Raw genomic sequence first — 25,249 nt, forward strand, 5'->3', positions numbered from 1 at the left:
GCTATAGGTCAGGATCGTGCTGGGACGTGCCGTTGCAGCCGGAAGGTGCGGTTGAAGCCGGCCGGATGCGTGGTGAGGGTCACTTCGGCCGCGCCGCTGGGGGCGATGACCAGGGAACGCCGGAGCCCTGGGGCGATGACGTAGCGCTCCTCGACATCGGGCCCCTCGTCCCAGCGGCCGACCGGCTGATGCCCGAGGTCTTGCCGGTCACGAAGGGCCGGGTCGAACGGGAAGTAGACCGGATCGTAGGGCGTGACGTCACCGTCGGGGCGGCCGTTGACCAGGCGGCTGCACTCCACGAACCGGAAATGGCCGATGTTGTGCGCGGCCCGGTAGGTGCGCCGGATGACCAGCGGCGAACTTCCGTCGCGGAGAAGTGGGGAGTCTTTTGCCACGATGGGGTCAAAGACGACGTCGGCACCGGCTTGGGCCTCGCGAAAGACCCCGAAGTGTCGCGAGAAATGTTCGGAAAGCTCGAAACTCGCTTCGTGGTCGAGGAAGACGGCCAGCCCGATGGCGGTGGCCGCAAACGCGTGCGGCGAGCGTTTCACCCGCTTGTCGCCGAAGGTCGCGCGCAGCATGCGCGAGATCAGTGGGAAGCTCCCCGCCCCACCGGCCAGGTAGATGCCCGCGACTTCCGACCAGGCCACACCGTCACCGCCGGGCGCCGGATCACGCAAGACGCGCGACAGTACCCCGATCGTGTCGTCGACCAGCGGTGCACATGCGGAATACGCGTCATCGATATCGCAGGAAAATGGTGGCCGGTCGCCCCCGATCCCGGTGAGGTCCATCAGGAAGCGGCGCGTCTGTGGCCCGACGGCTTCTTTGCGCGCGGCGCATTCCTCCTTCAGCACGTCGTATCCGGTGACGTCGGTTGCGGCCAGCTCCGCGATCTCGGGCAGCCGTGCGGCAACGAGTTGCAGTATCGCCTCGTCGAAGTCGTCGCCGCCGAGCCGCTGGATGCCCTCGCTGCGGACGACGTCGTTGACGTGGCCGGTCATCTTCAGCAGTGAGGCATCGAAGGTGCCGCCGCCGAGGTCGTAGATCACGACGTACTCGCGCTTGGCGGTGATGGTAGAGCGGTAACGATGTGCGTATTCCAGGCTGGCCGCAGACGGTTCGTTCAACAACGCGACTACTTGGAAACCCGCCGCCACGAAGGCATCCAGCGTCAGGAAGCGTTGTGCGCTAGACGCATTCGCCGGCACGCTGATCGCGGCCTCGACCGGCTCGCCGGGTGTCAGGCCGGCGTTTGACCGGTGTTGCAGATCGTCTTTGAGCTGTTCGAGGAAGCGGGCCAGCAGCTCGGTCAGCCGGTAGCTGCGGCCGGCCAGGCTGACTTCGGTGTGCGGTCCAGCGTCGTTGAGCAGACGTTTGAACGAACGCAGCACCGACCAGCCGGGATCGCGGCGCACCGCGGTTGCGTCCAAACCGAAGCGCAGCTCACCGGCCGCGTTGGCGGCGATGGCCGAAGGCCATGCGTCCACTCCGTCGAAGGACACGACGGGATAGTTGCCTCTGTCGACGACCGCAGCCACGGTGTGGGTGGTGCCGAAGTCGATACCGACTCTCATTGCGCACAATTCTAGGGCGCTACAACGCAGTTGGGCACTACCTGATTTCCGGCGCGCCGATACCGGATTGATCAGCGGGCGGTCATGATGGTCGCCCACCTTGCGTGTCGGCCAGCGCTGACCACTGCTGCGCTACCTCACGTTCGACGGCGGTGGGAACCAGGCCGGCGGGGGCGAACAGCTTCGACGGCATTGGCTCGTCTTCGGTCAGCGGGCGAGCGCTTCCGCGAAGTGCCTTGTAACACATTGCTATTCCAGCGATCACAATGATGATGACAATGCCGGCGAAGACGATGGACAGGATCCCCTGCGCCAACGTGTTGCGGATGACGTCGTCGAGCTGGTCGACATTGGCGGCCGAACCGAACGCCGTCTTGCCGGCGTCCTTGGCCTCCTGGTGCCGAAAGTGCTGGGTCCAGTAGCCGACGGCGGGGTCACCGGAGAAGATCTTTTGCCATGACGCCGTCAAAGTGACGATGAGGTCCCACAGCAGTGGGACGCCCGGTATCCAGGCCCACTTCAGGTGACCCTTCTTGATCACGATGACGGTGATGACCGTGAGTGAGATCGCGGCCAGTAGCTGGTTGGCGCTACCGAACAGCGGGAACAGCGTGTTGATCCCGCCCAATGGGTCGGTGACGCCCAACAGCAAGGTGCCGCCCCATCCCGCAACCACCAGTATGGTGGCCAACCATGCGCCCGGGCGCCAGCTCGGATTCTGCAGCTTGCGCAGCGGCCCGCCGAGGTTGCTCAGCGCATCGGACACCATGAAGCGTGCGGCCCGGGTGCCGGCGTCGACGGTGGTCAGGATGAACAGCGCCTCGAACATGATCGCGAAGTGGTACCAAAATGCTTTGAGGCCGATGCCGGCAAGGGCGCGGTTCATGATCTCCGACATGCCGAATGCCAGCGTTGGTGCGCCGCCGGTGCGCGACACGATCGAGTGTTCGCCCACGCCCGCGGCAGCCTGGGTGATCTGGTCTGCGCTGGCCGGATTTCCCGATAACCCGAGTCCGTTGACGTAGTCCGCGGCGCTGGCCGCCGTGCCGCCGGTCTTGGCGGCGGGGGCATTGAGCACGAAATACAAGTGCTGGTCCAGGATCGATGCGGTGAGCAGTGCGATGATCGCCACGAAGGACTCGGTCAGCATCCCGCCATAGCCGATCAGGCGCATCTGGCCTTCCTTCTCCAGCATTTTCGGCGTGGTGCCCGAGGAGATCAGCGCGTGGAATCCGGACAGCGCGCCGCAGGCGATGGTGATGAACAGAAACGGAAACAACGCGCCGGCGAACACCGGCCCGTCACCGGTCATGGCGAATCGGGAAACGGCCGGGGCCATGATGTCGGGCCGAACAACCAGCACGCTGACGGCCAGCAGCGCGATGGTGCCGACTTTCATGAACGTAGAAAGGTAGTCACGCGGTGCCAGCAGCAACCACACCGGCAGCACCGACGCCGTGAAGCCGTAGATGATCAGCAGCCATGACAGGGTGACCGGCGACAGGCTGAACCAGGATGCACCCCAAGATGTTTCGGCAACCCAGCCGCCGGAGACCACGGCCAACAGCAGCAACCCGATCCCGATCACCGACACCTCGGCGACCCGCCCGGGCCGCAGGAACCGCAGATAGCAGCCCATGAACAGGGCAATCGGAATGGTCATCGCGATCGAGAAGACACCCCACGGGCTTTGCGGCAGCGCCCGCACCACCACCAGCGCCAGCACCGCGATGATGATCGTGATGATCAGCGGCACCCCGATGAGCGCGGCCACCCCGGCTGTCGCGCCGAGTTCGTCGCGCACCATCTGCCCGAGCGAGCGCCCGCGCCGCCGAGTGGAGATCCACAACACCAGGTAGTCGTGCACGCAGCCGGCGAATACCGCTCCGGCCACAATCCATATGGTGCCGGGCAAATAACCCATCTGGGTGGCCAAAACCGGACCGACCAGCGGACCGGCTCCGGCGATGGCGGCGAAATGGTGGCCGAACACCACCCGACGGTCGGTGGGCACGTAGTCCATGCCGTCGTCGAGATATTCGGCCGGGGTGGCGTGATCGTCGCGGGGGCGGACGATCTTCATTTCGACCAACCGCGCATAAAAACGAAAGGCGATGATGTAAGTGCACCCAGCCGCGGCGACAAGCCAAACGGCGTTGACCGTCTCACCCCGGGCGAAGGCGATCATCGCCCAGGCGACGGCACCAACGGCGGCGATCACCCCGAAGACGATCTTGTGCCGGAAGGTGATCGGGGAGCGGTCCACGATCGCGACCGGCGGTAGATCGGCGTCGGTGCGGATATAGCTGACGTCCGCGGAGCGGTCTTCGATTCGATCCGGCGGGGTCGACTGGGCCACCGGCGCCTCCCTTGCTGACAGGTGGTCGTTGTTCCCGGTGATCCTTGCACCATGAGGGGGATGTGCGGAACCCGAGAGCGGCATACGCCACTGTGGCGCCCCGTCGCCTGTCGGCCACTGCCCTGGGTCCTCGGCCGGCACATCTTCTCCAAATATGCAGATCTCGAAAATTCCTTCGGGCCAATACAAGAGGCGGCCTTTAACGGCATTGCGTAGCGCGAAATATGAATGCGCCCGGATATCATCCAGATTGTCATTTGGATGACACAATTGCCCGCGCTGGTCATGCTGAATTTGGCCGCGCGAAATGGCGCATTCTTGGCTAAGCTCCCGTTGACGAATCGGAAAGCACAGTAGGGACTTGGCGGTTGGCGACTGTGAATCGCAGGGCGTTCCTGGCTCTTATGGCGGCAACTGGCGCGGCCGGCGCGATAAGAGGCGCATCGGCGCCAGCACACGCGGGCGGTGACGAGCTTCGTGACCTTCCCGAATTCTCAAGCGCAAACGGTGTTTTGGATACAGAGTTGAGCGCCGTCACCAATGTTGTCGAACTCGATGGCCGTCAACTGACCTTGGAGACGTTCAACGGCCAGCTACCCGGGCCCATCCTGCGAATCCGGCCGGGTGACAATCTGCGGGTCTTGCTCAAGAACCGGATTGTCCCGGTCGGGATCCCCACCAACAACGTATTCATGCTGCCCTATTGCGCCTCCAAGTCCAACGACGCGCGTTATGACACCCGGCGGGCCTGTGTCCACGACCTGTGGAACAAGTGGGAGAGACGGCAAACGCTCGCGCAAGAGGATGTCGACATCAACTTGCACACCCATGGCCTCCCAGGGCTCCGGCGTTCCCTGCATGGCCTCCAAGTGAGCCCAGAAGACCCCGCGGACAACGTCTTTCTGCAGATCGGCCCGCTAAACGATCACCAATACAGCTACGACATCCCAAAGGATCAGCCGGCTGGCTTGTATTGGTACCACCCCCATTTCCACACGGCGACCGCACATCAGGGCTGGAACGGGCTCTCCGGCGCAATCATCGTCGAGGGCGACATTGACGCGGTGCCCGAGATCGCCGCCATGCGTGAGCGCACCATCGTGATCAACGAGCTGTGGATCGCCGATGACAGCGGTGAGGTTCCGTTCACTGTGGTGGCGCCCATCGCGGGCGATGTGCCGTTCGCCTCCTTTCCCTCAGTGCCGTCGAGCATGTACTACACCGTCAACGGCCAACTCATCCCAGACATCACCATGCAACCGGGTGAAGCCCAGCGCTTTCGGGTGCTCAACGCGTGCCCGCATCGGTCGATATGGCTGCACGTGGAAGGGCATTCACTCGAGCAGATCGGAACCGATGGGACGCCCTACGCCGCCCCGCGCACGCGCCAGCACATTTTCTTGGCCTCGGCCAACCGGGTCGAGTTCATCATCAAAGCGGGCGAGCCCGGGCGCTACCGGATCTACGCCGAAGCCTACGACCAGGGACACCCCGGTGGCCCCCGCCCTTATCTGCCGCTGGCCACCCTGGTGGTGCGCGGCAAACCGACCGACACACCGATGCCGAAGACCCTGGTGGAGCCGCCACGGATGCCGAACCTGCCGGTGTCGCGGCGCCGGGTTCTGGTGTTCTCCGGCGATATCAGCGGGCGGACCGGTATGGGAATTCAGTTCCTCATCGACGGTAAGGAGATGAATATGGACCGGATTGATCAGGAGATCGAGGGTGGCACGGTCGAGGAGTGGACGATAGTCAATGAGGACGTCTTCCAGCACCCCTTGCATATCCACATAAACCCGTTCCAGGTTGTCGACGTCCAAGGGATCCCAACAGGTGACACCAGTTGGGCGGCGGCCTACGAGCCCGACATCTGGTGGGACACATTCCGCCTACCGCCGTACCGCAGGTATACGTTGCGGACCTACTTCCGTCCGGACGTGACCGGCAAGTCCGTCTATCACTGTCACATCCTGCCCCACGAAGACAGGGGAATGATGGGCATCTTGCTCGTCGATCCCCAGGGCAGTATCCGAAGGGGGCGCCGTGAGGCTGCGCCGCCCGCTGCTGGCCGCATTCATCGCCGCTCTGGTGTTTGCCGTCGGTCCCGCGGTGGCCGAGCCCGAAGATGCCCAGTTGCCGCTGCACAACGAGGGTCGCTATGTCTTCACCCAGCAGCATCGGGACAATCTGAGTTGGTGGAACCGCACCTGGACTCCGCAACTGGTGCCCAAGGGTGCAATGCTGGAAGTACAGCTTCCCAGCACCCCGGTGCACTGGATTCCCTACGGAGAACCGGAGTGTCAGCCGTGCCCAGGCTGGGACTGGGCCGAGATCAGCGGTTCCTGGTACCCCGACGGTCCGCCGCGCCATCAGCGTGTGCCGGTGCAACTGGTCGGTCAGCGTATTGTTCCCAACCCAAACCGCATGAGGGAGTCGGCCAACCCCTATGAACTTCCGGGGGTCTACATCCCGTTCGACAAGCGAGTGTTGGGCAGCTCGACCCTCAGTGTGTTCGAGTACCGACTCGAGACCGGTGCCCCCGACGACTATTGGGCGGGCAGGGGCCTGGCGACGATATGCCTTCGCCCCGAACCGATTCCCGAAGATGTAAGGGTGCTGGGCTTCCCGCCCGATACTCCGCCCATCTTCGTGCTTACCTTGGTGGTCGGCGTGCGACAGGCATCCTATGGGGGTGGTCTGCCGCCGACCCCACTGCCGGCACCGCCGGAGGTGCGCCCCATGCCCGACGAGCCTGCGCCATAGGCACTCCGGCACAGAGATTGCAGATGGGAGGTCACTACGATCCGGCTAGGAGCCGACGAATGGCGCGGCGCCTTTCAAAAGCATTTGATCAGAATGTGATTCGGACTTGGCGCTGGCTTCTAGGATCAGGGCAAACCCCAGAGTTTCGGCTGCCGTTGATACGGATGAGCACCAGCCACGCCAACAGATCTGCCCGACGATTTCGAGATGGCAGCCATGGGATGCCCGGCGTACGATACGAAGCCATGCGAGTTGCGGTGTACGCATGGGTGTCGATCGCGGCGGTGCTGGCCGCCGCCGTCGGCCCTGGACTCGCACCGGATGTTGCGCGAGCGGATCCACCAGGTGCGCACACAATCACCTACATCGCGAAGGTGGATGCCCCGATCTCCAGCGGACGGGCCATCTACATGGTCAACGACACCTACACGGCAACCGCCCCGTTGAGCGCGACCGGCCGCGAATTCACCACCACTACGATGCTGGCCGATCCGGCGAAAGCGGGGATGCAAGTAAGTATCCTGTGGCCGTACTCGGACAATGTGCACTGCGAAATCGATGTGGACAACCACATTGTCGCGCAGGTGGATCAGTTCGTGGCGTCCACGCCCGGCAACGGCGACCCCAACTCCTACGGAGTGGTGTCGTGCGGCGCCGGGTCGTTGCCCGTGCCGCTGTGGTGGGCGAAAATCTGCGACGCATGGTGGTGTACGGATACGTCGTTGCCGTCTAACGCCCGTGATCAAGCCCGCGCCGACGTGACGCGGGACTCGGATCTGGGGCGCAGTCCTTCGTGGCCTCCGCCTGACCCAAATGAGCCGGCCACCTAGTTCGGGCTGCCGGCCTAGCGCGCTCTGGCGCTGAGCCCGTTGACGTCAACGATCGATATCTCGGCGTAGCCGACGGCGATCAACCCGTCACGTTCAAAGCCCTTGAGGATCTTGTTCAGAGACGGTCGCTGCACACCGAGCATTGCCGATAGCGTGCGTTGCGCGAGTTGTACTGATCCTTCCGATGATTCGTCGAGCAGTAGCTGGGCAACCTGAGCCGGAAGCGGTCGGCCCAGCAGGGCAATGAGCCGGGCTTGCCCGGCTGAGACGCGCTGTGCGACCGATGACAGCCAGCGCCGCGCGATGTTGGGGTGGCCTGCCAGTAGGCTCTCGAAGTTCGCCCGGTCCAGATAGAGGCAAGTGCTGTCCTCGAGCGCGCGGGCGGTATAGGCCATCGGCATCTCCAGCAACAGCGGAATGTCTCCGTCGACATCGCCGCCGCGCAGCACATCGACGACTGCGCGCCGCCGCCCCGAACCTACCGCGAGCTCGATCTGTCCCTGTCGCACAATCCACACCCCGGTCGGATCTTGGCCGAGATTGAAAAGTACTGCCCCGGAGGTGAACTGACGTTGACTAAGGGTTCCGGCGAGAGCCGTGAGGTCGTTGGGATGCAGCGGCGCTGCCGCTCCCCGCCCGACGCAGCGGGCCACCCACGCGGCGTGGCGGACTTGCGATTCACTGGGTTGCGCGCCACCGGTGAAAAGGGTGACCGCCTCTCGAAATCCCGATCCGCGGCGTTCGCTCATCGTCGTGCCCTCCTAGATTCCTGTAATCCTGATGACATTTCCGCGGTGTGCGCAAGGTCTAGCGGATTGAGTGTCAGCGGCGCCGCTTCTCATGCGCCGACGTACGGAGGTATTCGAAATGGCAACTGCTGCTTCATCTGGCTCGGAGGCATCGACAATATCCCGCCAGGCCGTGCGAGGCCTGCTTATGGGCGGGGGAGCGGGTGTGCTCGCCTCGCTGGTGATGGCGATGTTCGCGATGCTGGCCGGCGCCACGCTGCTGCACAGCGGGTTCTTCACCCCGCTCTATCGCATCGCCGCTACGTTCGTCGGCCCCGACGCGATGGTGCAGTCGATGCGGGCGGCCACGGCGGGACAACTGTTCACCTTCATCGCCGCGCCGGCGGTGCTGGGCGCGCTCGTGCACATGATGGTGGGCGCGGGGTATGGCGCGGTCTTCGGGCTGATTGTGGACCGGGTGCGACTGCGCGGCGTCGCCCTGGTCGGCGCGGCGCTGGTCTGGGGCCTGGCGGTTTTCGCGGTCAGCACCTGGATTGCCCTGCCCGTTTCGGCGGCGCTGTTCGGCGGCGGGGATCCGGTGCGCAACATGGCGGCTGCGGCCGGTTACGGCCCCTTTGCCGTCCAGCACCTGATCTACGGGGCGGCGCTTGGCCTGCTCCTGCTCAAACCGGCGAACCGCTAGCGCGTCAATACAGCGCCCGCACGGTGTCGATGGTGTCTGCGTCGGCCGGCCCCTTGTCGTCGCGGTAGCGCACCACCCGGGCGAAGCGCAACGCCAGCCCGCCGGGATAACGCGAGGACGCCTGCACGCCGTCGAAGGCCACCTCGACCACCTGCTCGGGGCGCAGCGCGACCACATAGCCGTCGGTGCCCCCCACGGCAAGTTCGGTGAATCGCGCGGTCTGCCAGTCCAGCATGGCATCGGTCATGCCTTTGAACGTCTTGCCCAGCATCACGAATTCGCCGGTGGCGGCATCGCGGGCGCCGAGGTGAATATTGGACAGCTTGCCGCGTCGTCGTCCTGACCCCCACTCCACCGCGAGCACCACCAGGTCCAGCGTGTGCACCGGTTTGACCTTCAGCCATCCGGCGCCGCGGCGGCCGGCCAGGTAGGGCGCGGTGGGGGATTTGGCCATCACGCCTTCGTGGCCGGCGGCCAGTGTTGCCCGCAGAAAATCGGTCGCCGCGGCCGCGTCTGCGGTGGTCAGCCGATCGACTCGGTGCCGGGCCGGCACCACGGCGTCCAGGGCTGCCAGCCGGTCGGTGGTCGGCGCATCGAGTAGGTCGCGTCCATCCCGATGCAAGATGTCGAAGAAGAACACCGACAGCGGCTGTTTGGCTTGGGCGGCAGCGACATTCACCGACCGGCCAAATCGTGATGCGGTGACCTGGAAGCGATGCGGCCGGCCGTCTGGTTGCAGGGCAATCGCCTCGCCGTCGGCAACAAGGTCGCTGACCGGCAGCGCCAGCGTTGCCTGAACCACCTCCGGCAGGCGGGCCGTGACGTCGTCGAGGCTTCGGGTATAGACGGTGACCTCATCACCGGTTCGGTGGATCTGAACCCGGGCGCCATCCAACTTTGCCTCGAAAATTGTTGCACCGCCATGGCGTTCGAGGGCATCGGTGATGCTGCCGGCGCTCTGCGCCAGCATCGGCCCGATCGGTCTGCCCACCCGCAGCGTGAACGAATCCAGCGCGCCGGCCGCGCCCGATGGCCCGGCCGCCAGGCACGCCGCCGCCACCGTCGGTAAATCCCCGCCCAGCATGGCGGCTCGTTGTACCGCCGTAGCGGGGACTTCGGCCGCCCTGGCGACGGCGTCGACCATGATCCCGGCCAGCGCGCCCTGGCGCAGTTCGCCGCTGAGCAGCCGCACCAGAAAGGCCTGCTCGGTTTCGGTCGAAGCGGCGAACAACCGAGTGATGAGTTCGCGGCGGCGGGCCGCAGACCCCTTACCCGACACCGCGCCGATCTCGCTGAACGCCGCGTCGGTACCGGTGACGGTGAGCGCCGGGCTACCCGCGGCCGCGGGCAGCGACCGCAACGTGGCCCAGCCCACGCCGATCTGGCGCTGCCGCAGCTCGCCGGAGAGCCACGCCACGACGATCGCGACCAGCTCCGGGTCGGGTGCGGCCGCGCGTAACAGCTCGGCAATCCGTGCGACCTTGGCCAGCCGAGACGAGGTGCCGCCCACATTAAGCGAAGTGCTTGCTATGTCGATGAGGAGCACGTTTCGAGCTTGGCATGAGTCGCTGACATCAATGCACGGTAGACGCGCTAGCGTTCCGAGATAACGTTACAAATTGTCATGATTCTGACAAGGCATCGGGAGGTCCGGATGGAGATCAGCGGCAAGAAGGCCGTCGTTATCGGCGGCGCGTCGGGGATGGGTCGTGCCACCGCCGAATTACTGGCAAAACGCGGTGCTGACGTGGCGATACTGGACCGCGAGGGGTCCGACGGCAAGAGTGTTGCCGAGGCGATCGGCGCGGCGTTCTACCCGGTCGATGTCACCGACTTCGCCGGCACCGAAGAGATCCTGCAGACCGCGGTTGATCGTCTCGGCGGTCTGCACGTCATCGTGACCACCGCCGGCGGTGGTATCGCCAAGCGGACCCTGACCAAGTCCGGTCCGCACGACCTGGAATCCTTCCGCTCCGTGGTGGATCTCAACCTCATTGCCACCTTCAACATCAGCCGGCTCGCCGCCGCGCACATGGCCAACAACGAGCCGGAGGACGACGAGCGCGGCGTCATCATCAACACCGCATCCATCGCGGCCTTCGAGGGCCAGATTGGGCAGGTCGCCTACACGGCGGCCAAGGCTGGAATCGCCGGCATGTGTTTGACCATGGCCCGCGATCTGGGCTCGATGGGGATCCGGGTGCTGGCTATTGCGCCGAGCCTGTTCCTCACCGGGCTGACTGCGATGGTCCCCGACGAGATGGCCGCCCAGCTGGTCAAGGACGCCGCCTTCCCGAAGCGGATGGGCCGGCCCGAGGAATACGCCAAGCTGGTCGCGGCAATCGTGGACAACCCGATGCTCAACGGGCAGTGCCTGCGACTGGATGCGGGACAGCGGTTCGCGCCCAAGTGAGTGACCCCACAAACCCCGCCGATCGCACCGCACATATTTGAGTACACTCTTTAGGTGATCGGCCGGGCCCGTAACGAGGCGAGCTTGGCAGTGTCGCGAGGAGGGCCCTGATGGGTATCGCATTGACCGACGACCATCGCGAGCTTGCCGAGGTAGCCCGCGCGTTCTTGACCTCGCAGAAGGCGCGCTGGGCGGCGCGTTCGCTGCTCGATTCACCCGATGAGTCGCGACCACCCTTCTGGCAGGACATGGTCGAGCTCGGTTGGCTCGGCTTGCACATCGACGAGCGTCACGGCGGCTCCGGCTACGGATTGCCTGAACTTGTCGTGGTAGTCGAAGAACTCGGCCGTGCGGTGGCGCCCGGCCCCTTTGTGCCCACCGTTATCGCTTCGGCGGTGCTCGCCAAGGAGGGCAGCGACGAGCAGCAGACGCGGCTGCTGCCGGGCCTGATCGACGGCACCGTCACCGCTGGCATCGGCCTCGACGGCAACGTACGGGTCGAGAACGGGGTCGCCAGCGGTGATGCCGGGATCGTGCTGGGCGCGGGACTGGCCGAGCTGCTGCTGGTCGCCGCGGGGGACGACGTGCTGGTGCTGGACCGCGGCCGCAGCGGTGTGTCGGTGGAGGTTCCGGACAACTTCGATCCCACGCGGCGCTCGGGGCGGGTGCGGTTGCACGAGGTGAAGGTCAGCGGGCAGGACCTCTTGTCCGGCGCCCGGGCCGTGCTGGCCGCCGAGGCGGTCGGCGGCGCGGCCGACTGCGTCGACGCCGCTGTCGCCTACGCCAAGGTGCGCCAGCAATTCGGTCGCACCATCGCCACTTTCCAAGCGGTGAAACACCATTGCGCAAACATGCTGGTGGCCGCCGAGTCTGGGATCGCCGCGGTATGGGATGCCGCGCGGGCAGCCACCGAGGACGAAGAACAGTTCCAGCTCATCGCCGCAGTGGCCGCGCTGCTGGCGTTCCCGGCCTACGCGCGCAACGCCGAACTCAACATCCAGGTGCACGGCGGGATCGGATTCACCTGGGAGCATGACGCGCATCTGCATCTACGCCGGGCGCTGGTGGATGCGGCCCTGTTGGGCGCGGAAGTGCCGGCTCGTGATGTTTTCGAGCGCACCGCCGCCGGAGCGACGCGAGAGAACAGCCTGGAACTGCCCGCCGAGGCCGAAGAATTGCGTACCCAGATCCGGGCCGACGCCGTCGAGATCGCTGCCCTCGACAAGGCTGCCCAACTCGACAAGCTGATCGAGACCGGTTATGTGATGCCGCACTGGCCCAAGCCGTGGGGGCGCGCGGCGGATGCGGTGGAGCAGCTGGTGATCGAGGAGGAGTTCCGCAAGGCGGCCATCAAACGCCCGGACTATTCGATCACCGGCTGGGTGATCCTGACGCTGATTCAGCACGGGACCGCTTGGCAGATCGAGCGATTCGTGGAGAAGGCGCTGCGGCAGGAGGAGATCTGGTGCCAGCTGTTCTCCGAGCCGGAGGCCGGATCGGATGCGGCCTCGGTCAAGACCCGCGCCACCCGGGTCGATGGCGGCTGGAAGATCAACGGCCAGAAGGTGTGGACCAGCGGCGCGCAGTACTGCGCCCGCGGTCTGGCCACCGTACGCACCGATCCTGACGTGCCCAAACACGCGGGCATCACCACGGTGATCATCGATATGAAGTCGCCCGGGGTCGAGGTCCGCCCGCTGCGTCAGATCACCGGTGGTTCGGAATTCAACGAGGTGTTCTTCAACGACGTGTTCGTTCCCGACGAAGATGTCGTCGGCACGCCCAACTCCGGCTGGACGGTCGCGCGGGCGACATTGGGCAACGAGCGGGTCAGCATCGGCGGCAGCGGTGGCTACTACGAGGGCCTGGCCGCCAAGCTGGTCAAGCTGGCCCAGAACGGGGTGGATCGATTGGCCGGCGCCGAGATTCGGGTCGGGTACTTCCTAGCCGAAGACCACGCGCTGCGGCTGCTCAACCTGCGCCGGGCCGCGCGCAGCGTCGAAGGTGCCGGTCCGGGGCCGGAGGGCAACGTCACCAAGCTCAAGCTGGCCGAACACATGGTGGAGGGCGCGGCCATCTCGGCGGCCTTGCTGGGCCCCGAGATCGCCCTGCTAGATGGCCCCGGTGCGGTGATCGGCCGGATGGTGATGGGCGCTCGCGGCATGGCGATCGCGGGCGGCACCTCGGAGGTGACCCGCAACCAGATCGCCGAGCGGATCCTCGGCATGCCGCGTGATCCTTTGATCAACTAGCGCCCGCGGCTCGGGGTCATCCGCCTCGCGGGCTCAGGCCGGGCGGGGGACCGCCGCCAGGCGCGATTGGCCGAGCCAGGCGGGCACCGACCGGCGCACCTGCGCCGGCCCGTCGATGCGCACCCCGCCGTTGAGCATCGCCCGCGACCAGGACTGGTCCCCGCGCCAGAGCTGAGTCAGCGTGAGCAGGCTGGTCTCGACGGTCGCGGCAACCTGATAGCCGGGGTCGAAATCGCACACGTCGGCCTCTCCCTCGGACACCAGCAGCCACCAGCGTGCGGTTTTGGGTGCCACACCGGCCAACCGGAACGCCAGGACCGTGCGGGCCCGCGGCCACGCGTCGATGGGTACGGTGCGCCGGATATCCCACATCAACAGGTGCGGATCGAGGTCTTCGTCGCCGAGCTCAGGTATCCAGCGAATGCCCCACTCACCGAGTGCATCCACCACCGTGGCGAGCTCGCGACCGCAGGTTGTCAGCGAGTACGAGGTGCGCCCCTCGATATCGCTGCGTTCAACGACAGCGGCCTTGGTCAACGACTTGAGTCGCTTGGACAACAACGCCGGTGACATCTTGGGTACCCCGCGGCGCAGGTCGTTGAAATGCGTGCTGCCCAGCAGCAGCTCCCGAACCACCAGCAGTGTCCATCGTTCGTCGAGCAACTCCATCGCCTTGGCGACCGGGCAGAACTGGCTGTATGTGGACATCGCGCAAGACCCTCCAGTCGACTGTGTCCAGTAGACGCTGTGGCGATCGAATTGACTAGTACAGATTGTGTACCGCCGCAGGTTCACATCTGTCACTGGAAGTGATTCAGCGCCGGCCCGACGATGGTGATCAGTCATCAGAACAGCCCAGAAAGGTAACTCGTCATGACGACCCTGGCCCGGACCGAACCGACCGATCGCGGTTACGAAAGCAAGCATCGCGCCCTGTGGGCATTGGGCGACTATCCGGCCGTGGCCACCGATCTGGTGTCGCCACTTGGCCCAATCCTGTTGGAAGCCACTCGAATCAGCGCCGGTGACCGGGTGCTGGATGTCGCGGCCGGATCTGGCAACGTGGCGATACCGGCCGCGCTGGCCGGGGCTGACGTCATTGCCAGCGACCTGTGCCCGAACCTGCTCGAGTGCGGCCGGGGGCTGGCGGCCGCCCGTGGTGCCAGCCTGCGCTGGGTGGAGGCCAACGCCCAAGCCTTGCCGTTCGACACCGATGAGTTCGACGCCGTGGTTTCCTGCGTCGGCGTCATGTTCGCGCCGTATCACCAGCCCTGCGCCGACGAGCTGGTTCGAGTGTGCCGGCCCGGCGGGGTGATCGGTTTGATCAGCTGGACCCCAGGCGGATTCATCGGTGAGATGTTCACGACCATGAAGCCCTACCTGGCCCCTCCGCTACCGGGCGCCCAGCCGGCGCCGCTGTGGGGAACCGAAGGCCACGTCCGTGAGTTGTTCGCGGATCGGGTCACCGACTTTGCCGTTCGCCGCGGTGCGTTGCTGGTGGACGAGTTCGCCGACGGTGCGTCCTTCCGTGACTACTTCAAAGCGAACTACGGGCCTACCATTGCGGCCTATCGGGCGATAGCGGCCGAACCCGATCGTGTCGCGGCGCTGGACGCGGAGCTGGCCGCACTCGGCGACCGGTATCTGGCCGGCAGATCGGCGATGGAATGGGAGTACCTGCTGGTCACCGCGCGCAAGCGGTGATCAGCGCCCGGCCGGTGCGAAAAGCGGCGCCCCGCCGGTGCCCCGCTCCGGCCGGATAGTGACCGGCATGCCACAGGTCACCGAATCGGGTTCGCAATCAACGATATTGGCGGCCACTCGCAGCCCGGCTTGCTCGCTGAGTTCTACCAGGGCGATGATGTAGGGCGTCGGGATGTCCGGGTGGTACCGGTGGTGGTTGACCGTGTAGGTAAACACCGTGCCGCGCCCGGATACCGGACGTGGCACCAGCGCGGCGTCGCAGTCATCGCACCGTCCGGTTGCCGGGTGTACCCAGCGAGCGCAAGTATCGCAGTGCTCGATGAGCAGCGAGAAGATCGGCTCGGCGGACACGCTCAATACAGTACACTTTATTAATTCGTGTACGCGGGGCCTTCGGACGGTTGCAGATGAAGCACTTCGAGAAAGACGCGATCCTATCCGGTATCGGGATTTCGCGGATCGGCCGTCGAACCGGCATCCCCGGGCTCGAACTGACCATGGAGGCGGTGCGGGCCGCCGTTGCCGACGCCGGCCTGACCCCCGCTGATGTCGACGGCATCGCGACGCTGGGTGACACCCCGGCCGCCGACGTCAACGCCGAACTGCAGATCGACGCCCCGGACTGCGGAACCGGCTTCGGTACCGGCGGGTTGTTGAGCCCGGTGATGTCGGCCTGCCGTGCCGTCGCCGAGCGGCGCGCCCGTCATGTGATCGTTTACCGGACCATTCAGATGCTGGGCGGCACCGTTGCGCTCCAACCGGAGCAGGACGCTCCCGCTCCGCCGCTGGCCCGCATGTTCGATGTTGCCGAGGGTGCCCCGCGCCCGGCGGTGGGGCCGATGGATGACATCACCGATCTCATTGCGGCGCATGCCTACTCGGCGGCGAACTGGCTGGCGCTGAACTGCCGCCGCCACATGGAGCTGTATGGCACCACAAGGGAGCAGCTGGACTGGGCCGCCCTCAACGGGAGGCGCAACGCGGCGTTGAATCCGCTTGCCGTCTATCGCGAACCCATGACCATGGCTGACTACTTGGGGGCGCGCCCGGTGTCCACACCATTGGGCTTGCTGGATTGCGATGTGCCCATCGACGGCTGCGTCGCGGTGCTGGTCTCGACCGCCGAATACGCGCGTGATTGTCCGCACCGCGCTGTCCGGGTCGAGGCGATTGGGGGATCCGATGGGCCCGGCGGCTGGTTTCACCGCGCCGACTATCCCAAGATGGCGATGTCGGACGCCGCGGCGCAGATGTGGTCGCGCACCGCGTTGAAACCAGCCGATCTCGAGGTCGCGCAGCTATATGACGGCTTTACGTTTCTGACCCTGGCCTGGCTGGAAGCCCTGGGCATTTGCGCCGACGGCGAAGCCGGCCCGTTTGTCGAGGGCGGAGCGCGAATAGCGCGTGACGGGAAGTTGCCGCTCAACACCTACGGTGGCCAGCTATCGGCGAGACGCATGCATGGCTACTGGGCACTGCATGAAGGCTGTCTACAGTTGCGCGGGGATGCGGGGCAGCGGCAGGTGCCGCGCCGCCCAGAGGTCGGGGTGGTTTCTGTGGGCGGAGGACCGATTGCCGGATGCATGTTGTTGACGTGTTGAATCAGCTGGTGGGGTGGGGCAGTTGAGCGTTGAGCCGGATGTGATCCGGGCGGACAAGCGAGCCGCAAGAGTCGCCCGCCACATTGAGGCCGAGATCGTGCGCCGCGGGTGGACAGTGGGGGCGTCGCTGGGTTCCGAGGGCGCTCTGCAACAGCGGTATGGCGTAAGTAGGTCGGTGCTGCGTGAAGCGGTTCGGCTCGTCGAGCACCATCAGGTCGCCAGGATGCGTCGCGGACCCAACGGTGGGCTGCTTATCTGCGCGCCCGATGCCGGACCTGCGACCCGGGCCGTCGTCATCTACCTCGAATATCTCGGCATCACCCTGGGGGAATTGCTCGACGCGCGGCTGGTGTTCGAGCCGCTGGCGGCCTCGCTTGCCGCCGAGCACATCGACGAAGCCGGGATCGACCGGCTGCGAGCGGTGTTACGCGCGGAGGAACAGCGCAAGCCGGGGCTGCCGGCTGCGCGTGACGAGTTCCATGTGGCGCTGGCGCGGCAGTCGAAAAATCCAGTCCTGCAACTCTTTATCGAAATCCTGATGAGGTTGACCCGCCGCTACGCGCTCACTTCGCGCACAGATACGGTGGCCGAGGCGTTTGAGGCTGTCGACCAGATGCACAACGACCACGCGGCCATCGCTGCAGCCGTCACGGCGGGGGATTCGGCGCGTGCCAAGACGCTCAGCGAGCAGCACGTGCAACAGGTGACCGGTTGGCTGCAACAGCATCAACCTGGTGGGGATGCCAAGCTGGCGCACGTGCCGCGCCGGTCACTGCGGCTGGACTCCGAGACCCCGCCCGGCAAGCTCGCCGAAGTGTTGGCCGCCACGATCGCCGACGACATCGCCGCCAGCGGCTGGCAGCTCGATTCGGTCTTCGGGACCGAAACAGCTTTGCTGCAGCGCTATCGGGTGAGCCGTGCGGCGCTGCGGGAAGCCGTGCGGCTACTGGAGTATCACTCGGTGGCGCGCATGCGCCGCGGTCCCGGTGGTGGGCTGGTGGTCACCAAACCACAGTCGCAGGCCAGCATCGACACCATTGCGCTCTACCTGCAGTACCGCCAGCCCAGCCGCGAGGACCTGCGTTGTGTTCGTGACGCCATCGAGATCGCAAACGTAGCCAAAGTCGTGGAGCAGCGCGCCCGGCCCGAGGTTGCTTCGGTCCTCGACGAGCTGGTTGTGGCCAGCGACTTCGCGTTCGAGGACGCCGCAGACGCCGCCCGTAAGGTCGCCGTCGAGGAGTTCGGCTTTCATGTCGGTCTGGCTCAGCTGGCGGGCAACGCACTATTGGACTTGTTTCTGCGGATAATCGTCGAATTGTTTCAACGGCACTGGTCCAGCACCGAACACCAGCAGCCGACGTTCAACGATGTCGGCGCCGTCGAACATGCGCATCAGCGGATTCGCGAGGCGATCATCGCCGGCGATGACAGCCTGGCCCGCTACCGCATCCGCCGTCACCTTGATGCTGCGGCGTCCTGGTGGCTCTAGTCCTGTGCCGGGGATCTGACAAACCCATAGAGCCCGTGCATAGCAACGCCTCTCGACGGGTATGCCGATAGCCAAGCGAGAGGCCGGTCCAGCGGGGTGCCGGCGCAGGCGGGAGCGTTGAGATGACCACTAGCACGGTGACCGGACAACGAAACTTTGTCCATTCCGCGCTGCTGTACCACTCCCAGCATGAGTATCTGGAATCGGTGCAACGCTTCGTTCGCGAGGCGATGGTGCTAGATGAGCCGGTCCTGGTCGCGGTGCCCACCGACCGGCTGGCGCTGCTGGGTAGCCGGCTGCGCGGTGGAGCCACGGCCGAGCTGCAAATGATCGACATCGCCGAGGCCGCCCGCAACCCGAGCCGGCTGCTGGCCCTGCAGAATGCGTTCGTGGCGCGACACCGCGGTCGGCGGGTCCACATTGTCAGCCAACTTGTCTGGCCGGGGCGCACCGTGGACGAGTGTCTGGCCTGCATGCAGCACGAGGCGCTGGTCAATGCGGCGCTGGAAAACGACAGAGTGACGGCGCTGTGCCTCTACGACGCCGAACGAATGGAGGAGGAGGTGCTCGCCGACGCCCGCGCCACCCATCCGTTGCTGTGGAAATGCGGGTCGCCGCAGCGCAGCGCCGACTACGCGCCGGCTGAGGTCCTGGCCCGGTGCAATCGGCCGCTACCACTTCATCCGGGCGCCGTTACCTGCCTGGTGCGCGAGAGCACCGACCTGCGGCCCGCGCGCTCGTTCGCCGTCGACTACGCGGGTTGGGTCGGTTTGTCGCAGGAAGGCCTCACCGATCTGCAGTTGATCGCCACGGAGTTGGCCACCAACAGCCTGCAATACGCCGACGGTGGCTGCCAGCTGGCATTTTGGCGTCACGATGAGCATCTGGTGTGTGAGGCGCGCGACGGCGGGGAACTCGGTGACCAGATGGCCGGACGTCACATCCCCGGCGGCAGCGGAACTGCCAGCCGCGGACTGTTCCTGGTCAACGCCATGGCGGATTTGGTCCGCACGCATACCCCGGCAAGCGGCACCACCATCCAGGCCTACCTACGCCTTGATCCGATGCGAGGCCAGACCGGATAGCGGCCCGCATACCTGCGGGCCGTCAGCCAGGCGAACCAGCCCTACTGTTCTTCTGGATATGTTGGGACGACCGGCTCCACGGGTGACTCGCGTTGGGTTGAGCAACCCGCCGACGCCACGGCGAACGCCGCGGCCAGTACCACGACCACCATCCGGATTGCCTGCATGCCCTTGCTGGTTTTCCTCGCGCTCATTACCGCGCCTTCCACTAGCCCCAATCCCCACAACCTGCGATTTGTAGCGCAAGCCGATGCTAACGCCATCGTTTGGCGACGCGAGCGGTTTTCGGATCTTTGGGCGGCCCGGTTGCGCCAGCGCGCGGCCGCTGCAGACAAAACCCGCTTGCGCCGGTCGCCGACCCCGTCTAGTGTCACCGTTCGTGCGTCTTCTCGAGTGTGCCGTAGTAGCCAGCACCCGCAGCGGGGTCTGATCCAGACCGACCCCCCGCTGTGGGTCGGAAGCTACTGCCGTCGGTCGTTCCTGCGAATCAGAGAAGACCGCCACCATGACTCTGCTCAACACTTTCGATCTGGACCTCGACCCCGAACCGATCGACGGTTCGGCGCGCAAGCCCGGCGCGCGAGCACATTTCGCGGGAATCTTCGGCGTCGATTTGCCGCGCGGACTGCGCGAGCAGGCCGCCACGATGTCATGGGATCGCTTTGTCGCGACCTATGGTCGCACCGGCGGTCCGGTCCGGTTGGGGCACTGGGAGTGCACCGACGCGGATCGGCCATCCGGGCGGCTGGGGCCGCAGGCCCGCAGCTTCCGCGCGATGATCGCCGTCGGGGATCAGATGAGCACCTCGACTGCCGCCGCGGGCGGCCCGATGGCGGCCCTGACCGCGATGCTGCACGACCGCGCGATCATGGTCGAGACGCTGAAATTCCATCAGGTGCAATCCGGCCCACACACCGCGACGTTCATCTGCGGAACCAACGGGGTGCGCTCCCAGTGGGCTATGGGCTGGTCGCAGGACCCGACTCAATCCGCGCTGCGTGCGCTGATCGCCTGCGCCAACCGGCTGCTCGACTGATGTCCGGCTCGGCTGGTGGGCGGGTGATCAGAGCGGACGCAACACGATCGGCATCCCGTCCTTGGGGACGGGCATACCTCCGTAGTCCCAGCACGCACGGTAGTCCGGCCGGGCGAGCTCCAGGCGGTAGCGGCGCAGCAATCGGTGCAGGATCGTCTTGATCTCCAATTGACCGAACACCATGCCGAGGCATTTGTGCGCGCCGCCGCCAAACGGTGTGAACGCGTAGCGGTGCCGCTTGTGTTCGTTGCGCGGCTCGGCGAACCGATCCGGGTCGAATGTCATTGGATCCGTCCAGAATTCGGGCAGGCGATGGTTCATCCCCGGGTATGCGATGACGTTGGTGCCTTTGGGTAGGTAGTAGCCCAGCAGCTCCGTATCCCGCACGGTCTGCCGCATCGCCCATTGGACCGGGGTCACCAAGCGGATCGACTCGTTCATCACCAGATCGAGGGACTCCAGCTTTTCCAGCGCCTCGATGTCGAGTGGTCCGTCACCGAGGCGGTCCGATTCGTCCCGGCAGCGCTGCTGCCACTCCGGATGGGCGGCCAGGTGGTAGGCCATCGTCGTGGCCGTCGACGTCGACGTGTCATGGGCCGCCATCATCAAGAAGATCATGTGGTTGACGATGTCCTGGTCGGAGAACCGGTTGCCGTCCTCGTCGGCGGTATGGCACAGCACCGTGAGTAGGTCGTTGCCCTCCTGGCCGCGCCGTTCGGTGACCCGGGCGGCGAAGTAGTTTTCCAGAAGCTGCCTCGCCCGTATCCCTCGCCACCAGGTGAACGGTGGCACGCTGGTGCGGATCACCGCGTTGCCCGCGCGGGTCGTCGTGGTGAACGCCCGGTTCACCTTGGTCACCAGCTCGTGGTCGGTGCCCGGTTCGTGGCCCATGAAGACCATGGACGCGATGTCAAGGGTCAGCTTCTTCATCGCGGGATAGAGCAGGAAGCGCGCGTCGTTGGTGGCCCACTCTCCGGCGATGGCTCGCGATGCCACCTCGTCCATGTGCTCGACGTAGCCAACCAGCCGGGACCGGACGAATGCCTCCTGCATGATCCGGCGGTGGAACATGTGTTCTTCGAAGTCCAGCAGCATCAGCCCGCGGCGAAAGAACGGCCCGATCACCGGGACCCAGCCTTGTTGCGAATAGTCCTTGTTGCGGTTGGAGTAGATGACCTGGGCGGCGTCGGGCCCCAGGGCGACGACGGCCGGCAGCACCGGCGAGTCGCCGAATACGACCGGGCCCTTGGTTCGGTACAGGAACATCAAGTAGTCGGGTCCGCCGCGCAACATCTCGATGAGGTGCCCCAGGATGGGCAATCCTGCATCACCGACAACCGGCTTGAGGTCACTGCCCGGTGGGGGATCGGCGAGCGTGGTTTCGGGAAATTGCGTCTTGAGTAGCCAGCGCTCGACCATGCCCATGCCGGGGAAATTGTTGAACGACGGGGTCAGCCGACGCTGGGCTTGGCCGAGGAGGTATGCCGGGGTACTGATAGTGGCCACTGGCGCTCCTTCGTTGTGGCAGCCGTCACTTCCACCTATCCTCAGGACGAACTTGACGGCTGTCAAGTTTCCTTTTCGTGCGGCTTGGTGCATGGTCGGAGGGTGATCGAATGGTGAACGGCCAGGCCGCCGATGAGAAGCAGCGTGGGCCGACGTTGCGACGACGAGGCGACAAGCAGCGACAGGCGATCTTGCAGGCGTTGCGCGAACTCCTCGAGGAGCGGCCGTTCGCGGAGTTGTCGGTCGCCACGATCAGTAACCGCGCCGGCGTGGCCCGCTCAGGCTTCTACTTCTATTTCGATTCCAAGTACTCGGTGCTCGCGCAGCTCATGGCGGAGGCGGTTGAGGAACTCGAAGAGCGCACGCAGTATTTTGCGCCCCGCCAGCCCGGTGAGTCGCCGCAGGAGTTCGCCAAGCGGATGGTTGGTAGTGCGGCGATCGTCTACACGCACAACGACCCGGTGATGATGGCCTGCAATGCCGCGAGACACACCGACATTGAGATTCGCGACATTCTCGATCAGCAATTCGACGTGGTGTTGCGCGAAATTGTCGGTGTCATCGATGCCGAGATGCGGGCCGGCACCGCGAACCCGATCAGTGAAGACCTGCCGACGCTGATTCGCACGCTGACGGCCACCACCGCACTGATGTTGACCGGGGACGCGCTGTTGGTGGGTCGCGACAGTGACTTGGAGCGCAGGGTGCGGGTGCTCGAGCAGATGTGGCTCAACGCGCTCTGGGGTGGTCCGATCCGGACCTGACGGGGCGGTCGGAAGGATCCCGGTGGTCTGGGCCGAGCGGCGCGCGCCGTTACCGCCGGTATCGTCACCGCCATGGCGCAGCGGCGGTATTTCGCGGGAAAGCGGTGTCTTGTCACGGGGGCGGCCAGCGGTATCGGCCGCGCTACCGCTTTGCGGCTTGCTGAGCAGGGCGCCGAACTGTATTTGACCGATCGCGACGGTGACGGTTTGGCGCAGACCGTGTCGGCGGCCCGCGCGCTCGGTGCGCAGGTGCCCGAGCATCGCGTTCTGGATATCTCCGACTACGACGAGGTGGCCGCCTTCGCGGCCGACATCCACGCCAGCCACCCCAGCATGGACGTGGTGCTCAACATCGCCGGCATTTCGACGTGGGGGACCGTGGACCGGCTGTCACACGAACACTGGAGCAAGATGGTCGCCGTCAATCTGATGGGTCCGATCCATGTGATCGAGACTTTCGTCCCGCCGATGGTTGCGGCTGGTCGGGGCGGGCATTTGGTCAACGTGTCCTCGGCGGCGGGGCTGGTCGCGCTGCCCTGGCACGCCGCCTACAGCGCCAGCAAGTACGGTCTGCGCGGACTGTCTGAAGTGCTGCGCTTCGACCTGGCGCGCCATCGGATCGGTGTGTCGGTCGTGGTGCCGGGTGCGGTGGACACCCCATTGGTCGATACGGTCGAAATCGCCGGCGTCGACCGCGAAGACCCGCAGGTGAACCGCTGGGTGAACCGCTTCAGCGGCCATGCCGTTTCGCCGGAAAAGGCCGCCGAGAAGATCCTGGCCGGGGTCGCCAGAAACAGGTATCTGGTCTACACCTCGGCTGATATCCGCGCGCTTTACGCGTTCAAGCGGCTCGCATGGTGGCCGTACAGCGTGGCGATGCGCCAGGTCAACGTGATCTTCACGCGCGCGCTCAAACCCAAACCGGTGGCCCTGCCGCAGCGCGAGTGACCTGTCGTCGCGAGCCTGCGTCGCAATGCTGAGCCGCTGGACATCGGCCGCACAGCTTGCGAGCCAGGTCCTCCCATGCGTCACCGAGCGTGCGCAGGGTGTGGCCGCGATCGTTGAGCTGATGTTCGACATAGTCGACGTCGAGTAGGGCCAGCAGGGCATCGGTTTGGACATCAAGATCACCCGTGGTGTCTGCCGACTCCAAGAGCACCCGCACGTGTCTACGGTGCACCGAGGCCGCCGCGCCGTAGCGGGTCAGCGGATTGCGATTGGCTTCCGAGAGCAGCTCGTGGTGAGCGTGAACGAAGCAGATCCGCTCGCGACCGAACGCGATGAGGCGGTCCAGTGGTGCGGCCTCGGGGCCCAGCGGTGGCGGACCGAACAGGAACGCCTGCTGACTGGCGCGCTCGTCTTCGTCGAGCAGCACCATCATCAGGCCGGCGCGACTGCCGAACCGGCGAAACAGGGTGCCCTTGCCGACGCCCGCCTCGGCGGCGATGTCATCGGTGGTGACGGCTTCCGCGCCGCGCTTGGCGACCAGGCGGCGTGCCGCTTGCAGCAACAGCTCACGATTGCGCGCCGCGTCACCGCGTTCCTGGCGAGCGGATACGGGCAGCTCTCCCAGCCCCTCGACGCCGCTCACCCCAGCACTGTAGCTTGGTTGGAATAAATCGGACCATAGTCCGTTTAGATATTGCAACAATGAAGACCAACCAGTGAAGGGAACGGGCCAGTGGCACAGACAACGTCCGACATCAAAGTCTTGGCGCTAGTGGGCAGCCTGCGTGTGGCGTCTATCAACCGCCAGATCGCTCAACTCGCGGCCGACGTTGCACCCGACGGCGTCAGCGTCACGGTCTTCGAAGGCCTGGGGGACTTGCCCTTCTACAACGAAGACATCGATACGCCCGACCAGGTGCCCGCGCCGGTATCCGCGTTACGCGAGGTGGCCGCGCAGTCCGATGCCGCGCTGGTGGTCACGCCGGAATACAACGGCAGCATCCCCGCAGTCATCAAGAATGCGATCGACTGGCTGTCCCGGCCGTTCGGCGACGGCGCGTTGAAGGACAAGCCATTGGCGGTCATCGGAGGGGCCTTCGGCCGGTACGGCGGGGTATGGGCACATGACGACACCCGCAAATCATTTGGCATCGCCGGTGCTCGCGTCAGCGACGCGATCAAACTCTCGGTGCCGTTCCTGACGCTGGAGGGAAACCCGCCCGCAGACAACTCCGAGCTAACGGCGAACGTACGTGACATCATTGCCAAGCTCGCGGCCGAAGTCGGCTGACCTGGCGGTCGGTGGTATTAGCGGACTGGGCCCGAACGCCGACTCGCACCCCACCGACCGAGCCGCGCTCTAGAATCGGATTCTATTGTGTGCTAGCCACTTTGCCTGCCGCAGCCAATGTGAATGATTGTGTCAGGTGACCTCTTTTGGGTGTGGCAAGATTGCTCCCAGGGGTGGTTTCTGGAAGTCGTCCAGAGGCG

The 25,249-nt window shown here is 65.5% G+C and carries 22 protein-coding genes and 1 pseudogene; 14 read left to right on the forward strand and 9 right to left on the reverse strand.

Annotated features, from left to right (window positions below):
• Positions 1 to 8: 8 nt before the first annotated feature.
• Together MMSP_RS09430 and MMSP_RS09435 are read right to left on the reverse strand one after the other, a co-directional pair.
• The gene (locus MMSP_RS09430; RefSeq protein ID WP_036426387.1) at positions 9 to 1,577 is read right to left on the reverse strand and encodes an Hsp70 family protein; all 1,569 of its coding nucleotides are present in this window, start codon (positions 1,575 to 1,577) and stop codon (positions 9 to 11) included.
• A gap of 82 nt (positions 1,578 to 1,659) precedes the next feature.
• Positions 1,660 to 3,936 carry a carbon starvation CstA family protein gene (locus tag MMSP_RS09435; RefSeq protein WP_020786440.1) on the reverse strand — a complete coding sequence of 759 codons (2,277 nt, stop codon included), beginning with the start codon at positions 3,934 to 3,936 and terminating at the stop codon, positions 1,660 to 1,662.
• 524 nt (positions 3,937 to 4,460) lie between these two features.
• On the opposite strand from MMSP_RS09435, the gene MMSP_RS09440 reads away from it, so the two are divergent.
• The 3 genes from MMSP_RS09440 (at position 4,461) to MMSP_RS09450 (ending at position 7,529) form a co-directional block, all read left to right on the forward strand.
• The gene (locus MMSP_RS09440; protein ID WP_235065718.1) at positions 4,461 to 6,386 is read left to right on the forward strand and encodes a multicopper oxidase family protein; all 1,926 of its coding nucleotides are present in this window, start codon (positions 4,461 to 4,463) and stop codon (positions 6,384 to 6,386) included.
• Positions 6,361 to 6,699: a hypothetical protein gene (locus MMSP_RS28310; RefSeq protein ID WP_020786443.1), complete on the forward strand. Its 339-nt coding sequence runs from the start codon at positions 6,361 to 6,363 to the stop codon at positions 6,697 to 6,699. The genes MMSP_RS09440 and MMSP_RS28310 overlap by 26 nt, the downstream gene beginning before the upstream one ends.
• 245 nt (positions 6,700 to 6,944) lie before the next feature.
• Positions 6,945 to 7,529, forward strand: a complete 585-nt coding sequence (locus MMSP_RS09450) for a hypothetical protein (protein ID WP_036427190.1) — start codon at positions 6,945 to 6,947, stop codon at positions 7,527 to 7,529.
• 14 nt (positions 7,530 to 7,543) lie between these two features.
• Here MMSP_RS09450 and MMSP_RS09455 read toward each other — a convergent pair whose 3' ends face one another.
• The gene (locus MMSP_RS09455) at positions 7,544 to 8,278 is read right to left on the reverse strand and encodes a Crp/Fnr family transcriptional regulator (protein WP_012393452.1); all 735 of its coding nucleotides are present in this window, start codon (positions 8,276 to 8,278) and stop codon (positions 7,544 to 7,546) included.
• A 172-nt stretch (positions 8,279 to 8,450) separates the two neighbouring features.
• Here MMSP_RS09455 and MMSP_RS09460 point away from each other — a divergent pair, with 172 nt between their 5' ends.
• Positions 8,451 to 8,960 carry a hypothetical protein gene (locus MMSP_RS09460; RefSeq protein WP_235065719.1) on the forward strand — a complete coding sequence of 170 codons (510 nt, stop codon included), beginning with the start codon at positions 8,451 to 8,453 and terminating at the stop codon, positions 8,958 to 8,960.
• 4 nt (positions 8,961 to 8,964) lie between these two features.
• Here the strand turns inward: MMSP_RS09460 and MMSP_RS09465 are convergent, their stop codons facing one another.
• The gene (locus MMSP_RS09465; RefSeq protein ID WP_036426392.1) at positions 8,965 to 10,506 is read right to left on the reverse strand and encodes an ATP-dependent DNA ligase; all 1,542 of its coding nucleotides are present in this window, start codon (positions 10,504 to 10,506) and stop codon (positions 8,965 to 8,967) included.
• Between the two features lie 108 nt (positions 10,507 to 10,614).
• Here MMSP_RS09465 and MMSP_RS09470 point away from each other — a divergent pair, with 108 nt between their 5' ends.
• Complete coding sequence (locus MMSP_RS09470; RefSeq protein ID WP_011741195.1) at positions 10,615 to 11,373, forward strand: SDR family NAD(P)-dependent oxidoreductase; 759 nt, start codon at positions 10,615 to 10,617, stop codon at positions 11,371 to 11,373.
• 110 nt (positions 11,374 to 11,483) lie between these two features.
• Positions 11,484 to 13,625: an acyl-CoA dehydrogenase gene (locus MMSP_RS09475; RefSeq protein ID WP_020786446.1), complete on the forward strand. Its 2,142-nt coding sequence runs from the start codon at positions 11,484 to 11,486 to the stop codon at positions 13,623 to 13,625.
• Positions 13,626 to 13,658: 33 nt separating this feature from the next.
• Here the strand turns inward: MMSP_RS09475 and MMSP_RS09480 are convergent, their stop codons facing one another.
• The gene (locus MMSP_RS09480) at positions 13,659 to 14,333 is read right to left on the reverse strand and encodes a helix-turn-helix domain-containing protein (protein WP_020786447.1); all 675 of its coding nucleotides are present in this window, start codon (positions 14,331 to 14,333) and stop codon (positions 13,659 to 13,661) included.
• Positions 14,334 to 14,498: 165 nt separating this feature from the next.
• Here MMSP_RS09480 and MMSP_RS09485 point away from each other — a divergent pair, with 165 nt between their 5' ends.
• Positions 14,499 to 15,329 (forward strand): class I SAM-dependent methyltransferase, encoded by an 831-nt coding sequence (locus MMSP_RS09485; protein WP_020786448.1) that lies wholly within the window; start codon positions 14,499 to 14,501, stop codon positions 15,327 to 15,329.
• Here MMSP_RS09485 and MMSP_RS09490 read toward each other — a convergent pair whose 3' ends face one another.
• On the reverse strand, positions 15,330 to 15,680 hold the full coding sequence (locus MMSP_RS09490) for a Zn-ribbon domain-containing OB-fold protein (RefSeq protein WP_020786449.1): 351 nt from the start codon (positions 15,678 to 15,680) through the stop codon (positions 15,330 to 15,332). It abuts the gene before it with no gap.
• A 56-nt stretch (positions 15,681 to 15,736) separates the two neighbouring features.
• Between MMSP_RS09490 and MMSP_RS09495 the strand changes: the two genes are divergently transcribed.
• From MMSP_RS09495 to MMSP_RS09505, 3 genes are all read left to right on the forward strand, one after another.
• A complete protein-coding gene (locus tag MMSP_RS09495; protein ID WP_020786450.1) occupies positions 15,737 to 16,930 on the forward strand; it encodes a thiolase family protein in 1,194 nt (397 codons plus the stop codon).
• Between the two features lie 22 nt (positions 16,931 to 16,952).
• A complete protein-coding gene (locus MMSP_RS09500) occupies positions 16,953 to 18,419 on the forward strand; it encodes a FadR/GntR family transcriptional regulator (RefSeq protein WP_020724587.1) in 1,467 nt (488 codons plus the stop codon).
• Between the two features lie 122 nt (positions 18,420 to 18,541).
• Positions 18,542 to 19,504 carry an anti-sigma factor RsbA family regulatory protein gene (locus tag MMSP_RS09505; RefSeq protein ID WP_020786451.1) on the forward strand — a complete coding sequence of 321 codons (963 nt, stop codon included), beginning with the start codon at positions 18,542 to 18,544 and terminating at the stop codon, positions 19,502 to 19,504.
• Positions 19,505 to 19,545: 41 nt separating this feature from the next.
• Here the strand turns inward: MMSP_RS09505 and MMSP_RS27485 are convergent, their stop codons facing one another.
• The gene (locus tag MMSP_RS27485) at positions 19,546 to 19,698 is read right to left on the reverse strand and encodes a hypothetical protein (RefSeq protein WP_015355071.1); all 153 of its coding nucleotides are present in this window, start codon (positions 19,696 to 19,698) and stop codon (positions 19,546 to 19,548) included.
• Between the two features lie 311 nt (positions 19,699 to 20,009).
• Here MMSP_RS27485 and MMSP_RS09510 point away from each other — a divergent pair, with 311 nt between their 5' ends.
• Positions 20,010 to 20,540 carry a hypothetical protein gene (locus MMSP_RS09510; protein WP_020786453.1) on the forward strand — a complete coding sequence of 177 codons (531 nt, stop codon included), beginning with the start codon at positions 20,010 to 20,012 and terminating at the stop codon, positions 20,538 to 20,540.
• 27 nt (positions 20,541 to 20,567) lie between these two features.
• Here the strand turns inward: MMSP_RS09510 and MMSP_RS09515 are convergent, their stop codons facing one another.
• A complete protein-coding gene (locus MMSP_RS09515; RefSeq protein ID WP_020786454.1) occupies positions 20,568 to 22,046 on the reverse strand; it encodes a cytochrome P450 in 1,479 nt (492 codons plus the stop codon).
• Positions 22,047 to 22,159: 113 nt separating this feature from the next.
• Here MMSP_RS09515 and MMSP_RS09520 point away from each other — a divergent pair, with 113 nt between their 5' ends.
• Positions 22,160 to 22,810 (forward strand): TetR/AcrR family transcriptional regulator, encoded by a 651-nt coding sequence (locus tag MMSP_RS09520; protein WP_085981838.1) that lies wholly within the window; start codon positions 22,160 to 22,162, stop codon positions 22,808 to 22,810.
• Between the two features lie 72 nt (positions 22,811 to 22,882).
• A complete protein-coding gene (locus MMSP_RS09525; RefSeq protein WP_020786455.1) occupies positions 22,883 to 23,758 on the forward strand; it encodes an SDR family oxidoreductase in 876 nt (291 codons plus the stop codon).
• 43 nt (positions 23,759 to 23,801) lie between these two features.
• Here the strand turns inward: MMSP_RS09525 and MMSP_RS09530 are convergent.
• A pseudogene (locus MMSP_RS09530) lies at positions 23,802 to 24,401 on the reverse strand (TetR/AcrR family transcriptional regulator); the annotation flags it as partial.
• A gap of 90 nt (positions 24,402 to 24,491) precedes the next feature.
• Between MMSP_RS09530 and MMSP_RS09535 the strand changes: the two are divergent.
• Entirely contained in the window at positions 24,492 to 25,049 is a 558-nt protein-coding gene (locus tag MMSP_RS09535) for an NAD(P)H-dependent oxidoreductase (protein ID WP_012393466.1), read from the forward strand.
• The last annotated feature ends 200 nt before the right edge of the window (positions 25,050 to 25,249 follow it).

This window comes from Mycobacterium sp. 012931 (genome assembly GCF_000419295.1).
Lineage (GTDB): Bacteria > Actinomycetota > Actinomycetes > Mycobacteriales > Mycobacteriaceae > Mycobacterium > Mycobacterium marinum.

What these genes read in the sequence shown, in the direction of transcription:
- MMSP_RS09450 (WP_036427190.1), top strand. Translation starts at nt 6,945, where the DNA reads ATGCGAGTTGCGGTGTACGCATGGGTGTCGATCGCGGCGGTGCTGGCC.
- MMSP_RS09505 (WP_020786451.1), top strand. Translation starts at nt 18,542, where the DNA reads ATGACCACTAGCACGGTGACCGGACAACGAAACTTTGTCCATTCCGCG.
- MMSP_RS09430 (WP_036426387.1), bottom strand. Translation starts at nt 1,577, where the DNA reads ATGAGAGTCGGTATCGACTTCGGCACCACCCACACCGTGGCTGCGGTC.
- MMSP_RS09480 (WP_020786447.1), bottom strand. Translation starts at nt 14,333, where the DNA reads ATGTCCACATACAGCCAGTTCTGCCCGGTCGCCAAGGCGATGGAGTTG.
- MMSP_RS09525 (WP_020786455.1), top strand. Translation starts at nt 22,883, where the DNA reads ATGGCGCAGCGGCGGTATTTCGCGGGAAAGCGGTGTCTTGTCACGGGG.
- MMSP_RS09495 (WP_020786450.1), top strand. Translation starts at nt 15,737, where the DNA reads ATGAAGCACTTCGAGAAAGACGCGATCCTATCCGGTATCGGGATTTCG.
- MMSP_RS09470 (WP_011741195.1), top strand. Translation starts at nt 10,615, where the DNA reads ATGGAGATCAGCGGCAAGAAGGCCGTCGTTATCGGCGGCGCGTCGGGG.
- MMSP_RS09485 (WP_020786448.1), top strand. Translation starts at nt 14,499, where the DNA reads ATGACGACCCTGGCCCGGACCGAACCGACCGATCGCGGTTACGAAAGC.
- MMSP_RS27485 (WP_015355071.1), bottom strand. Translation starts at nt 19,698, where the DNA reads ATGAGCGCGAGGAAAACCAGCAAGGGCATGCAGGCAATCCGGATGGTG.
- MMSP_RS09455 (WP_012393452.1), bottom strand. Translation starts at nt 8,278, where the DNA reads ATGAGCGAACGCCGCGGATCGGGATTTCGAGAGGCGGTCACCCTTTTC.
- MMSP_RS28310 (WP_020786443.1), top strand. Translation starts at nt 6,361, where the DNA reads ATGAGGGAGTCGGCCAACCCCTATGAACTTCCGGGGGTCTACATCCCG.
- MMSP_RS09510 (WP_020786453.1), top strand. Translation starts at nt 20,010, where the DNA reads ATGACTCTGCTCAACACTTTCGATCTGGACCTCGACCCCGAACCGATC.
- MMSP_RS09475 (WP_020786446.1), top strand. Translation starts at nt 11,484, where the DNA reads ATGGGTATCGCATTGACCGACGACCATCGCGAGCTTGCCGAGGTAGCC.